This is a genomic window from Roseobacter cerasinus, from assembly GCF_009811755.1.
In the GTDB taxonomy this organism is placed as follows: Bacteria; Pseudomonadota; Alphaproteobacteria; order Rhodobacterales; family Rhodobacteraceae; genus Roseobacter; species Roseobacter cerasinus.
The window spans coordinates 270,257-283,319 of the sequence record NZ_BLIV01000002.1 but is presented as its reverse complement, the minus strand read 5'-3'; the positions used below and the strand labels follow the sequence as shown (position 1 = coordinate 283,319).

The 13,063-nt window shown below is 60.5% G+C and carries 12 protein-coding genes; 4 read left to right on the top strand and 8 right to left on the bottom strand.

Annotated features, from left to right (window positions below):
* Window positions 1–34 precede the first annotated feature (34 nt).
* Window positions 35–1,354, bottom strand: a complete 1,320-nt coding sequence (locus So717_RS05205) for an ABC transporter substrate-binding protein (protein ID WP_159975154.1) — start codon at window positions 1,352–1,354, stop codon at window positions 35–37.
* A gap of 474 nt (window positions 1,355–1,828) precedes the next feature.
* Between So717_RS05205 and So717_RS05200 the strand changes: the two genes are divergently transcribed.
* Complete coding sequence (locus So717_RS05200) at window positions 1,829–2,245, top strand: VOC family protein (RefSeq protein ID WP_159975153.1); 417 nt, start codon at window positions 1,829–1,831, stop codon at window positions 2,243–2,245.
* 165 nt (window positions 2,246–2,410) lie between these two features.
* Here the strand turns inward: So717_RS05200 and arfB are convergent, their stop codons facing one another.
* The 6 genes from arfB to So717_RS05170 form a co-directional block, all read right to left on the bottom strand.
* Entirely contained in the window at window positions 2,411–2,833 is a 423-nt protein-coding gene (gene arfB, locus So717_RS05195) for an alternative ribosome rescue aminoacyl-tRNA hydrolase ArfB (protein WP_159975152.1), read from the bottom strand.
* 3 nt (window positions 2,834–2,836) lie between these two features.
* Entirely contained in the window at window positions 2,837–3,193 is a 357-nt protein-coding gene (locus So717_RS05190; RefSeq protein ID WP_159975151.1) for a VOC family protein, read from the bottom strand.
* A gap of 323 nt (window positions 3,194–3,516) precedes the next feature.
* Entirely contained in the window at window positions 3,517–4,137 is a 621-nt protein-coding gene (locus So717_RS05185; RefSeq protein WP_159975150.1) for a queuosine precursor transporter, read from the bottom strand.
* 89 nt (window positions 4,138–4,226) lie between these two features.
* Window positions 4,227–5,147 (bottom strand): esterase-like activity of phytase family protein, encoded by a 921-nt coding sequence (locus So717_RS05180; protein WP_159975149.1) that lies wholly within the window; start codon window positions 5,145–5,147, stop codon window positions 4,227–4,229.
* Window positions 5,126–6,055, bottom strand: a complete 930-nt coding sequence (mepA, locus tag So717_RS05175) for a penicillin-insensitive murein endopeptidase (RefSeq protein ID WP_159975148.1) — start codon at window positions 6,053–6,055, stop codon at window positions 5,126–5,128. Before mepA ends, So717_RS05180 begins: the two co-directional genes overlap by 22 nt.
* Window positions 6,052–7,440, bottom strand: coding sequence for an MFS transporter (locus So717_RS05170; protein WP_368854954.1), 1,389 nt, complete (start codon window positions 7,438–7,440; stop codon window positions 6,052–6,054). Before So717_RS05170 ends, mepA begins: the two co-directional genes overlap by 4 nt.
* A gap of 96 nt (window positions 7,441–7,536) precedes the next feature.
* Between So717_RS05170 and So717_RS05165 the strand changes: the two genes are divergently transcribed.
* The 3 genes from So717_RS05165 to yaaA all read left to right on the top strand — a co-directional run bounded on the left by So717_RS05165 (window position 7,537) and on the right by yaaA (window position 10,792).
* Window positions 7,537–7,824 (top strand): YggT family protein, encoded by a 288-nt coding sequence (locus So717_RS05165; RefSeq protein ID WP_159975146.1) that lies wholly within the window; start codon window positions 7,537–7,539, stop codon window positions 7,822–7,824.
* 109 nt (window positions 7,825–7,933) lie between these two features.
* On the top strand, window positions 7,934–9,973 hold the full coding sequence (recQ, locus tag So717_RS05160; RefSeq protein WP_159975145.1) for a DNA helicase RecQ: 2,040 nt from the start codon (window positions 7,934–7,936) through the stop codon (window positions 9,971–9,973).
* Between the two features lie 39 nt (window positions 9,974–10,012).
* A complete protein-coding gene (gene yaaA, locus So717_RS05155) occupies window positions 10,013–10,792 on the top strand; it encodes a peroxide stress protein YaaA (RefSeq protein WP_159975144.1) in 780 nt (259 codons plus the stop codon).
* Here yaaA and So717_RS05150 read toward each other — a convergent pair.
* The gene (locus So717_RS05150) at window positions 10,777–13,020 is read right to left on the bottom strand and encodes a response regulator (protein ID WP_159975143.1); all 2,244 of its coding nucleotides are present in this window, start codon (window positions 13,018–13,020) and stop codon (window positions 10,777–10,779) included. The two genes, yaaA and So717_RS05150, sit on opposite strands and share 16 nt — an antisense overlap.
* Between the last annotated feature and the right edge of the window lie 43 nt (window positions 13,021–13,063).

Here is a 13,063-nt window from a genome sequence, read left to right as displayed (position 1 = left end):
GGGCGGGCTTTCAGGCCGCCCCACCCGGTGGGTCTTAGAGCTTGCCTTCGTCTTCGAAGGTCTCGGTCCAGTCCTGGATCAGCTTGTCGAGGGCTTCCTTGGCGGTGCCTTGATCGGCAACCACATAGTCATGGATGCGCTTCTGCATGGCGAGCAGCAGCTCTGCATAGGCTGGCTCCTGCCAGAAGTCCTGAACCGCGCCCATGGCTTCAAGGAAGTCCCCAGCAAAGGGTGCGCTGTCCTTGAAGGTCGGGCTTTCGAGCACAGCGTTGTGCGCCGAATAGCCTCCCAGATCCCACCACTTCTGCTGGACCTCGGGGTCAGCGAACCACTTGATATACTCAAGCGCTGCGTCCTGCTTGTCGGAATAGGCCACAACGGAAATGCCCTGACCACCCAAGGTAGAGCCTGCCTGGTTCTGCGGTGGGTTCACAAAGAAGTCGATCTTGTCGCCGCCGGTGTTGGGGTCTGCATAGAGGCCGGGGAAGAACGCAAACCAGTTCATGGCCATCGCCACTTGCCCTGATTTGAACGCGTCGAGCGATTCTCCCATGTAGGAGTTGGTGTAACCCGGCGGTGTCGCGGTCTCGTAGAACTCTTTGTAGAACTCCAGCGCCTCAACCGCTTCGGGTGAATTCACCGCCCCTTCCATATCGTAGGAGCCGGGCGTGTTCTCGTATTTGAAACCCCAGGGATAAAGCGCCCCGGTCACCCCCATGGTGATGCCTTCCGAGCCCCGTTCGGTGAAGATCGCGGCGCCATAGACGGTTTGACCGTCAATCTCACGCTCCTGGAAGAACTGGGCGATCTCCAACAGCTCTTTCTGTGTTTTCGGCTCGGCAAGCTCGCGGCCTGTGGCATCCTTGAAGGCGGCCCGAATGTCCTCCCGCTCGAACCAGTCCTTGCGGTAGAACCAGCCATTGGCATCGCCCATGGCGGGCAGCGCATAGTAGTTCGGGGTGCCCTTCGGCCAGGTGGAATAGGCATAGACGGTCGCATCCGCGAAGTCGCCCATCGAGATGCCTTCGGCATCGAAGAAGTCATTTAGCTTGACGTAATGGCCGTTCTCAGCCCCGCCGCCGATCCACTGGCTATCCCCGATCAGCAGGTCACAAAGGTTGCCGCCCGAGTTCAGCTCGTTCAGCATCCGGTCGGCAAAGTTGGGCCATGGGATGAACTCGAAGTTCATGCTGTGCCCCGACTGGGCCTCGAATTCCTTGCTCAGCTCGACCAGCGCATTCGCCGGGTCCCAGGCTGCCCAACAGAGGGTCAGATCCTCGGCCTGTGCGGATGCTCCCAGACCTGCCACGGCAAGGCTGAGTGCACTGACGGCCGTCAGTTTCGAATTTGTCATGTTGTACCTCCCTAACGATCCTGTCCGATCGGTCCCCGCCGAGTCGGTTCCGGACCCTTTCACGCTATTTGAGGGACGTACCTCATGTCGACACTTTTCTTGAGGTACGCCCCTCAAATGAAGATAACGGCCTGATATCTGGTACTATAAATTTAATCGATGACCCGCTGAATTGCCCCCGAGCACTGAGTTATTCCACATTCGGTCACCTGATTGTGTCACGCAGTCCCGGTCTCAATCGCGCAATTGCGTCGATCCCTCCGCGCCGGATAGCTGACCTCACATGTGTCGTCCCGCGCAGCAAGGAGTGCGAGAGGCAGGGCCTGGCTTCCCTGATGTCGGGATCGATCAGGCCTGACGCCGAGCGGGCTGCTCTGAGGATGTTCGCCACAGGCGCCAGTCAAATCGTCGGGATATGCGTCGCCGTTTATGATCGGTGATTGATGCCGGAACCGGCTCCTGATACCCACACCTATGCCCTTACGCATCGCGCTCTTTTCCCTCCTGGTCCCGGACTACGACGAGGCCTTGGCGTTTTTTCTGCGCATCGGCTTCGAATGCCGGGAAGACACGAACCTTGGCGGCGGCAAGCGCTGGGTCAGAATTGCGCCGAAGGGTGGCGAGACAGAGATCCTCTTGGCGCGGGCAGTCGGCGACAGTCAGGAGGCCGCAGTTGGCGCACAGGGCGGCGGACGGGTCTGGCTGTTTCTCGAAACCGAAGACTTCGATGCCGATTATCGCCGCATGCAATCCGAGGGTGTGCAGTTTGAAGCTCTTCCGCGCGATGAGCCTTATGGCCGGGTCGTGGTATGGTCCGATCCATGGGGCAACCGCTGGGATCTGATTGAGTTCAGGCATGCGGACCGCCGTGGGACAGTCGCCGTCATCTGATCGGATCGTAGTGCAGGATCAACCGAGAACCTAATCTTGCAGATAGGTCCGGCTGTGTTCGATTAGAGCGTCTGACGAAATACCTGAAACGTCGCATATCACGTAACGCGTTGAAATCTATGATTTCAGGCAGCGTTATGTGATTCAGGTTTTTCGCATGACGCTTTAGTCGCTGTCTTTGACGGCACCGCGCAGCGCCTTGACCTCGCCGCGCGCTTTCTTGGCCTTTAGCCGCCGTTTTTTGGACCCGAGCGTCGGTTTGGTCGGAATGCGCCGCTTGGGGCGGACAAGTGCTTTCCGGATCAACTCGACCAGACGGTCACGGGCGATCTCGCGGTTGCGTGCCTGACTGCGTGTTTCGTCACACTGAATGATCAGCGCACCCTCCAGGGTCCAGCGCCGCCCGGCCAACCGTTTGAGCCGCGTCTTGACCGGACCAGGCAGGGCGGGTGAGCGTGCAGCCTCAAATCGCAACTCCACTGCCGTGGACACCTTGTTCACATTCTGCCCGCCGGGGCCGGAGGAGCGGATGAAACTCTCGGTCAGTTCCCAGTCCTGCAGGATGATATCATCGGTGATCTGCAGCATGGCTCAGCTGAAACGCCCCGAGACGCTCACCGAGTTGCCGGACGGGTCTTTCGCATTGGCAAAGACATATCCATCCGCCTTGTGGATCTTGCCGAAGGTCAGACCGCGCTCGGCAGCCCGTGTGCAGAAGGTTTCGACATCATCACAGGCAAAGACGATCTTCACCGCCGCCTGTCCCGCGCGCATGCTCTTTGCGGCCGGGTGCAACAGCAGCGGCAGACCCCCATCCGGCGGACGCAGTTCTACGATCCGGTCGCCGGGCCTTTGATCTGCGCGATAGCCGAAATGCGCCTCGTAAAAGGCGATCATCGCATCGGTCTTGTGCGTGTAGAGGATCAGACTGCCCAAAGTGGGGATCATGGTGATGCTCCGGCGTTGGTAGAGACAGAAAAGGGCCGCACGGTGTGGTGCGGCCCAATCGAATGGTTTCAGGAGGGGGATCGGTTAGACCGATGTCCACTCAGGGGGTCTGCCCGTCAAGGGCTGCCTCAGCAGGCGACCTCCAAAGCTGTTCCGACACCTCGCTCCAATACCTTTCTTGACACTGGATCACCTCCTTTACCTATCTGTTGACGTTGTCAGAATCGTTGCACAGGTTTTGGAAATCACCAAGCGTTTTTTCGTTCGCGGCGCCGACCCGCTTGCTACATCAGACCTTCATTGTTCCAAAAATATGCAAACGCTCACGCCGCAGCTGTCAGACGTGTCGTGATCATGCGGAACGGAACCAGCGCCAGGAGTGCCAGCGACAGCTTGACCATCCAGTCGGCCACAGCAAGCGAGACCCAGAGCGGGGCTGCGGGGCCAAGCCCAAGAATCGGCAGAACATCACCGGCCCAGCTGACATCATTGGCAGGCTCGATGAACGTGAGGCTTGCGGAGAAGGCGATCGTGAAGAAAAGCGCTGTGTCCACCGTGCTGCCGATGAGCGTGGAGGCCAGGGGCGCGCGCCACCAGCGCCCGTCGCGCAGGGCCGAAAAGACAGCGACATCAAGCAGTTGCGCTGTCAGGAAGGCCAGACCCGAGCCAATGGCAATGCGCAATGTGACCAGCGGGCCGAACTCGCCCATGATTTGCGTGCCGATCAGCGAGCAGCCGATGCCCACCAAAAAGCCCACAAACACAACCTTGCGCGCCGGGCCTGCGCCGTAGACGCGGTTCATCACATCCGTGACAAGGAAGGCCAGCGGATAGGTGAACGCCCCCCAGGTCAGCCACTGACCAAAGAGAAACTGGACAAGGATATTGGAGGCCACAACGATGGCGGCCATGGCAAGAATGCCGGGAAGGTGAGCGCGGGTCATATGAGTTATCCGTTTTGACAAGGGTGCGGCACTTGGTCAGGCATCGGCCCGACGGGCGCGGTTTAGGCGCAAAGGCGCGGCGGTGCAAGTCAGTTGGCCAGGACGTATTCGACAATCTCCGTGCGCATGACAGGCAGGAAGTTGTCGTCCGAGATCATGGTGAGCCGCGTCTGACCATCCCTATCAACCCAAACGGCCAGCCCTTCGAGATTGCCATAAGTGCGATGCGGCGTTTCCATCAGCAGTTCGATATCCTCCACAGCGTCTTCGGCGAGGGTCATCGCACGAACGCGGCTGCGGAAGCCGAACCAGCGGAATTCCCGTTCCAGCAGGTAAAACCGTCCATCAGGCCCAAAGTCCGCCCCGACGGGAAAAAAGTTGCGATCAACGGGTAGCGTGAAGGGCTGAGTCCAGTCGCCATCCGCCACGCGGCGGTAGATCAAGGCTTCGCTCGCGCCCCGGAGGATGCCTTCGGGCAGCGTGAAAACTGTGCCATCGGCGTTGACCGCCAAAGCTTCAAGACCTCTGTTAAAGTGCAGGGCTCTCCACGCCAGAGTGTAGCCGGGCCACCCTGCCGCAACTGCCCCGTCATCATAGCTCATGATGCGGTGGTTCGCTTCGAAAGAGACAAACAACCGCCCCTCAGAATCGCGGGCAAGCCCCTCCGAATCCGCATTGGGAAAGTCCATTGCGGTTCCCTTGTCATCCGTCAGCGGACGGTCCTTCGCAATGGTTGCGCCAGTGATCTGATCGCCGCTCCGGCGCAGGGTGCCTTCGACCAGATGCCCTCGGTCCGTGATCGCGTGAAACCCCACACCGTCGGTGGCCAGTTCGATGCCTGAAAAGCCACCAAACCAGTGCGCGTCATGGTGCCAGCGATAGGTGGACAGGTGCTGCGCCGGTTGGTCTTTGACAGGCACCGCAAGCGGTGCAGGCAGTGGGAAGAGATAAACGAGAACCGGAGGCAGCCCGATCAGGGCGATGAGCGCTATTGCAAGACTTGGGCGCATTGATGGGGCAGATCGGCAAGTCGAAGTTGTCGTCTTGGTTTAGGTGGCGGCGCGTTGGGGTCGGGTGGCGGCGGATTCAGGATGCTGTCCACCCAGGCCTGCGCATCAGCACAGCCATCACCGGGTGGCGGCGGTGATTGATTGATGCAGCCTTGGGCGCCCGCGGGGCAGGCGAGCCGCACGTGAAAGTGATAGTGATGCCCGTACCAGGGGCGGATCTTGCGCAGCCAACTGCGGTCACCGGTCGCGTCCTTGCACATCTGCACTTTGGCACCGGGGAAGATGAAAATTCGTGCGACACGCGGGTCAGATGCGGCCGCTTTCAGGACCTCGTGGTGTTGGCGGGTCCAGTTCTCATTCACGAAGGCCCCGCGATCGCGCCGCAGTGAGATCGAGGAGATATTCTCGCGCTCCGTTACAGAGAGCTGCAGGTTGTCCGCCGGGCGCAGCCAGATGTCGGCATCCAGCCCGATCTGGTGGCTGGCGTGACCCGTCAGCATTGGTCCGCCGCGCGGCTGGCTCAGATCGCCGACATAGAGCCCGTTCCATCCCGGCTGCTGCGCGGCCTTGCGGCTGAGATCCTGTACGTAGTCGACGGTCGCGGGATGGGCCCAGTTGCGATTGCGCGACAGGCGCATGGCTTGCCAGGTCGGGCCCGTCTCGGCCAGTTGCGCGGCTCCGGCCACACAACCCTTGGAATAGCTGCCGAAGGGAGCCGAAGCGCCGATAGAGGCGACGCGTTTGGCACCAAAAATCTGCTTTGCGGGTTCATTGCTCTGGGCATGGCCGGAGGTGCCTATGGTCGGCAGGATCTTTGAGGCCTGAGCCTGAGAGGGCGGGGTGCCATCCGAGCAGGCGGCGAGGGTGATCAGAAGGGCAGTGGTGGGGATGAGACGGCGGAGGGTCATCTGCTGAAATCTCCATGCGGCTTGACCCACGCTAGCAGCACCCACCCTAGGATGAACAGCCCGATTATGGGCGTCACGCCAATTTGCTGCGACCCGCTTGCTGCCGTTGCGATCCCGATGAGCAGCGGCGCGAGAAAGCTGGTGGCTTTGCCCGAGAGCGCATAAAGGCCGAAGGCTTCGGTCATGCGTGCGGGGTCCCCCTGGCGCACCATCATCGTCCGGCTGGCGGATTGCAGTGTGCCCCCTGCCGCGCCAATCAGCGCACCGAGAATGTAGAAGATGATGTCGGGTGCGCGACTGCCCTCCGCCAGCGGGATACCAAAGAGGCTGTCACGCGAGACGAAGGCGATGGTGATCGCCACGGCGGTCAGCACAGCAATCGAGACCTTGATAACCGCACCCGGGCCAAAGCGGACGTCCGCCTTCCCGCCAAGCCAGGCAAAGAGCGCGCCGGTGATAATCGCGATGATGCCGAAGACGCCCACGTCGACCACCGTCCAGCCCAGAACGCCCTGCGCATAGATGCCACCAAAGGCATACATGCCGTTGAGCGCGTCGCGGTAGAACATCGATGCGCCAAGATAGGAGAAGAGCGAGGGTGTCTCCGGCAGGCGCAGTAGCGTCCGCCACAGGCCTTTGAGCGCTACGCGAACAGCGCCCTTGGCAACCTTGATTGGCTTCGGTTCGCGCACCCAAAGGAAGAAGGGGATCATGAAGAGTGCATACCAAATCGCTGTGAGCGGGCCGACAAAGCGGGTGCCCTCGCGCGCTTCGGCGTCGAGACCGAGTACCGGGTCCAGCCCAATGAAGGTTTTGCCTGTCGCGGCACTTTCGGCAAAGAAGAAGAGCATGATCACCAGTGTGATCAACCCGCCGACATAGCCAATGGCCCAGCCGGTGCCCGAGATGCGCCCAAGCTCCTCGCGCGGGCCGAGGTCCGGCAGCATGGCGTTTACAAAGATCGTTGCGAACTCCATGCCGATAAGACCAAGCGCGAAGAGAAAGAGGACGAGGATGATGTTGAAACTGTCAGGCGCCGCAACCCACAAACCTGCGCTGCCGATGACATAGAGCGCTGAGAACAGCCAGATGAAGCGCATGCGGTTGCCAGAGGTGTCGGCGATAGCGCCGAGGATCGGGGCAAGCGCTGCGATGACAAACCCCGCCGCACCAATCCCGAACGCCCAGGCGGCTTGGGCGCGGGCGCCATCCTGCATGAGTTCACTGACATAAGGGGCAAAGATGAAGGTGATCAGCAGCGTGTTGTAGGGTTGGCTCGCCCAGTCGAAGGCATACCACCCCCAGATGCGTTTGCGTGCGCTGCTCATTGCCCTGCCTGTCCTTGTTGCCCGTCGAGGTAGAACAGGCGCGCGCCGATCAGGCAAGTCACGCTTTGGCTTCGATCAACCATGAGAGGCACGCGGGCTTGCGAAAACGGGTGGTCTTGCTTAACTGGACCCCATGCTAGAAGAGGTCTGCCGATGCAATCGCTGTTCCAAATCATCATGCTGCTGCTGGACGTGCTGTGGTTCTTTATCATCGCGCATGTGATTATGAGCTGGCTGATCAACTTCCAGGTGCTCAACACAAGCCAGCAGCTGGTGGCGCAGATCTGGTACATGCTGAACCGCATTTTGGAGCCGATTTATGCGCCGGTGCGCCGTATCATGCCGCAATTGGGCGGGATCGATCTGGCGCCCTTGGCCGTGCTGTTGGGTGTGGCTGTGCTGCGGATCGTGCTGGTGAACAACTACGCTCTGTTCGTCTGACGCGGCCATAGGATTTGCATATTTTTGGAACAATGAAGTGTCGGGGCTTGTTCACGATTCCTTAGTGTGTGACTCTGCAAAAAAGAGCAGTTCGCCATAGGGATTTCGGATGACAGGCGCCGCTGCGGTGTTGAAAGACGTCTTTGGTTTTGACGGGTTTCGTCCTGGGCAGGGTGAGATCGTCGAGGCCGTGACAGCTGGTGAAAACGTGCTGGCCATCATGCCGACGGGTGGCGGAAAATCATTATGTTTTCAATTGCCCGCGCTGCTGCGTGAGGGTGTGACGGTCGTCATATCTCCGCTGATTGCGCTGATGCGGGATCAGGTCCGTGCCTTGCAGGAGGCGGGCGTGGCAGCAGGGGCGCTGACCTCGGGCAACACGCCGGAGGAGACAGATGCTGTTTTCGATGCTCTGGCCGCCGGCCGGCTGAAGCTTTTGTACATGGCGCCCGAGCGGTTGGCGACGGGTGCGGGGGTTCTACGGCGTGCAAACATATCGATGATCGCCGTGGATGAAGCGCATTGCGTCAGCCAATGGGGGCACGACTTCCGGCCAGACTATTTGCGCATCGGTGCTTTGCGGCGCGAGCTTGGGGTGCCCTTGGCCGCCTTCACGGCCACAGCTGACGCAGAGACCCGCGCTGAGATTGTTGAGAAGCTGTTTGATGGGCGGGCGCCCCGGGCATTTTTGCGCGGGTTCGACCGGCCCAATATTCATCTGGCCTTTGCAGCGAAGGATGGGCCGCGACGGCAGATCCTGGAGTTTGCAGCAGCGCGCAAGGGGCAGTCGGGGATTGTCTATTGCGGCACACGGGCCAAGACCGAAGGGTTGGCGGGCGCATTACGCGAAGCCGGGCACACCGCGTTGCACTATCACGGCGGGATGGAGGCGGAGGATCGCCGCATAGCCGAAACCCGGTTTCAGCGCGAAGATGGGCTGATTGTCGTGGCCACCGTGGCTTTTGGCATGGGGGTCGACAAGCCGGATATCCGCTGGGTCGCGCATGCCGACCTGCCCAAATCCATTGAGGCCTATTATCAGGAAATCGGACGGGCAGGCCGGGATGGCGCACCGGCTGAGACGCTGACGCTCTTTGGTCCTGATGACATCCGCCTGCGCCGGTCGCAGATCGACGAGGGGCTGGCGCCGCCCGAACGGCGCGCTGCGGATCATGCACGGCTCAACGCGCTGCTGGGGTTGGCTGAGGCCTTGGAATGCCGCCGCAAGACGTTGCTGGGGTACTTCGATGAGGCGGATATCACCTGCGGGCACTGCGACCTTTGTGATCGTCCTGCTGAGGTGTTTGATGGGACCACGGCGGTGCGCAAGGCGCTCTCCGCCATTTTGCGCACCGACGAATGGTTTGGCGCAGGCCATCTGATTGACATCCTGCTGGGGAACGAGACTGACAAGGTGCGCCAGCGCGGCCATGATCAACTGCCCACATTCGCTGTGGGCAGTGAGTATGATCGCCGGGCGTGGCAGGCGATTTTCCGGCAGATGATGGGGCATGATCTGATCCGCCCTGATCCCGAGCGGCACGGGGCGCTGCGTATGACCGATGCGGCGCTGCCCATCCTGCGCGGTGAGGCTGATATCGCCCTGCGGCGGGATACTATCCGGGCTGCGGCGGCCTCGCGGCGCCCGGCGGTGAAGGCGATGGTCTCCGAAGAGGATGCGCCATTGCTCTCGGCTCTGAAGGCCAAGCGCCGGGCCTTTGCCGAAGAGGCCAAGGTGCCGGCCTATGTGATTTTCAACGACCGCACGCTGATCGAGATGGCGCAGAACCGGCCACAGTCGCTGGATGAGATGGCCGGGATCAGCGGTGTGGGTGCCAAGAAACTGGAACGCTATGGCGTGGCTTTTCTTGAGGTGATAATTGGCGAGGCGGAGCAGATGCATCCATCCCGCCGCAAACTGGCGGGGCATGCGGCGGGGTCCGTTTATGATCAGCTTCTGGCCGTCCAAGCGGATCTGGCGCGCGGCGAGGACGGGGTGGACAAACCGCTGAGCTGCTCCGCGTCCTTGCTGGCCAAGGTCGCGCAGATGCGTGGGGCCGACGCGTCGGCTCTGCAACGGTTGTTGGGCGAGCGACGCGCGGAACGTTTTGGACCGGCCTTTCTGGACGTGCTGCGGGAGGCGAGCTAAGTCCCTCTGCAAGAGCAGGTAACCGATGGGGATGCGGGCATGTTGGTGGTGATTTCGCCAGCCAAGCGGCTGGACTGGGCAGAGCGGGATGTGGACATGACCGCGCCCGATTTTCAGGAAGATGCGGTGCGGCTGGTGAAGACTGCGCGCAATCTGACCTTGGGCAAACTCAAGGATTTGATGAGCCTGTCGGACGATCTGGCGCGTCTGAACCGGGATCGCTTTGCCGCGTTCGAGGCTGAACCCGCTGGAGGAACAACTCGCCCGGCCGCCTTGGCCTTTGCCGGGGACACATATCAGGGGCTTGAGGCATCTACTCTGAGTGAGGATGATCTGACCTGGGCGCAGGATCATCTGCGCATTTTGTCCGGGCTATACGGCCTGTTACGCCCGTTGGACGCGATCCAGCCGTATCGGCTGGAGATGGGCAGCCGCCTCAAGACTCGTCGCGGCAGTGACCTTTATGGGTACTGGCGAGAGGATCTGTCGAAGGCGTTGAACACCCAGGCCGAGGCAGTGGGCACGAATGTTTTGGTCAATTGCGCCAGTCAGGAGTACTTTGCCGCAGTGGCGCCCAAGGCGTTGAAACTGCGGGTGATCACACCGGCGTTCCTTGAAGACAAGCAGGATGGCAAAGGTCCGCGCGTCGTCAGCTTCTTTGCCAAGAAGGCCCGCGGTGCGATGGCGCGGTATATCGTAGAGAACCGGGTGACTGATCCAGCGGAGCTGCAATCCTTTGCTGTCGGCGGCTATGCTTACTCCGCCGATCTGTCCAAGCCGGATGCACCGGTGTTCCTGCGCGACTATCCGACTGCCTGATCCTGCATATTCTGGTCCGGCGAGCTGGCGTCTGCGGGGCAATACTCCATGATATGCCCGTGCATTTCCGCCTTGCGCACCGGCTTTGACATGTAGTGGTCGAGACCCACGGCGAGGATGTCGACGTTGTCACCTTCCATCGCATGGGCGGTCAGAGCAATGATCGGCACGTGCCGCCCCGTCTCTTCCTCGATCTTGCGGATCTCCTGGGTCGCCTGCTTTCCATCCATCTTCGGCATGGAGATATCCATGAAAATCAGGTCAGGCTCAAAATCGGAATAAGCCTCAACGGCCTCCAACCCGTTGTTTGCGAATTTCAGATCCACATCCATGTTTTTCAACATTTTGCGCAGGACAAGCTGGTTGGTCTTGTTGTCCTCCGCGGCCAGAACACGCATCTTGCGCGGCTCTGCAGCGCCCGCACCATCCACTGCATTGTGGTCGACCGAGACGCTTGGCGCGCTGTCTTCCTCTGCCGCTTGCGGCGGTTCGGCACCCTCATCTCTCGGTTCCCAGGCTGCCAGCCACTGAACCAGATCGCGTCTTGGGAAGGGGCGTTGATAAACACCGTCCACACAGCTCTTCGCCTCATCAGCGCGCGCATATCCGATGTTTGAGCTGAGCAGATGCATTGCCATCTCATGCCCGGCAGCGCGCGCCGTTTTTGCAAACTCCAGACCGTTCATGCCTGGCATGATGTGATCCACCAGCGCCAGATCAACACTTCGGTCCAGCAGGGCGAGCGCCGATGCGCCGTCATTGCATGCGGTGACCTTCAAGCCCAACTGTTCCAGTTGCCGCGTGAAGATCTGCAGATTGGGCTCAAAATCATCAATGAGCATCACGTGCCGCAAGCGGTCATGCAACGCGGGGTAGGTGCTGCGTAGGCCATCTGCCGCCGGGAAGGTCACCTCGAACCCGAAACAGGAGCCGACGCCCTCTTCGGACGTGAGCCAGATCCGGCCATCCATCATTTTGACAAGGTGCTTCGAAATGGCCAGACCCAGCCCCGTGCCGTCGAACTGACGGTTGCGTTCACTCTCCACCTGATTGAACTCGCCAAACACATGGTCGATCATATCGTCCGGAATGCCGATGCCGGTGTCTTCGACCGTGATGCTGAGCGTCACATTGCCGGTGGCCTCATTGGGTGTGCCGCGAACCTTCACCAGCACATGGCCTTCGGAGGTGAACTTGACCGCGTTGCCCATCAGGTTGGTCAGGATCTGCCGCATGCGGCCGGGATCGCCAACGACTTCAGACGGCAGGAACAGATCGTAATCCAGCGTCAGGTCCAGCCCCTTGTCTCGTGCGGAGGACTGCAGCAGCATCATGATCTCAAGGATGCAGGTCTCCAGATCGAACGGTTCCGGGTGCAGTTGCAGACGCTCCGCTTCGATCTTGGAGTAATCGAGCACGTCGTTGATGATGACGAGCAGCGCCTCACCCGAATTCTTGATGGTATCGACGTAAAGCCGCTGCTCCTCCGTCAGGGGCGTGTCGGCCAGAACGTCCGCCATGCCAACAACGCCGTTCATCGGCGTGCGGATCTCGTGGCTCATATTGGCCAGGAAGGCGGATTTCGCGCGGTTCGCGGCCTCCGCGCTTTCCCGCGCGGCTTTCAGCTTTTCTTCGTACTTCACGCTGGACGTGATGTTCAGGCCCAGCGAAATAATATCGCCATCCGGCCCGCGGCGGTCGATGACCTTAATGTATTCGCCGTTCCACAGGCGAATGACTTCAGGTTTGGGCACCGGCTGCTGCACGCGGTCGATCATCTGCTGGCGCCATTCAGCGGGTGTTGCATCGCCGATGTCGACGATGCCTTCCTCGGTCAGCAGCTGCAGGATGGTAACATAATTGACGCCCGGTTTGACGTCTTCGAGGCCGTCAAACACCGCAAGATAGGCCTTGTTGGCCATAATCATTTCGAGATCAGGCGTGAAGAAGGCAAAGCCGTCGTTGATCGTCTCGATCGAGTGCCATAGCCGACGCTCGACAATCTCGATCTGTTCTTTTGCAGCGGACAAATCGGACCGCACGCGCAGGTTTTCATCCCGAACCGTCGCCACTTCGGCGCGGGTTTCGACAATTTCGTGGGACAGTTGTTTGGCGTGTTCGCCCAGCTTTCGGTTCGCCGCAAAAAGCTCCGCCTGCTTGAGCTCAAGCAGGCGTTCAGCGGCCAATCTGCCGCGGCGTTCTTCAGCCAATTTGTTGGCGAGACTCATCCGACCACCGGCAATCCTGAAATATGTCAGCACTTTCTATAGA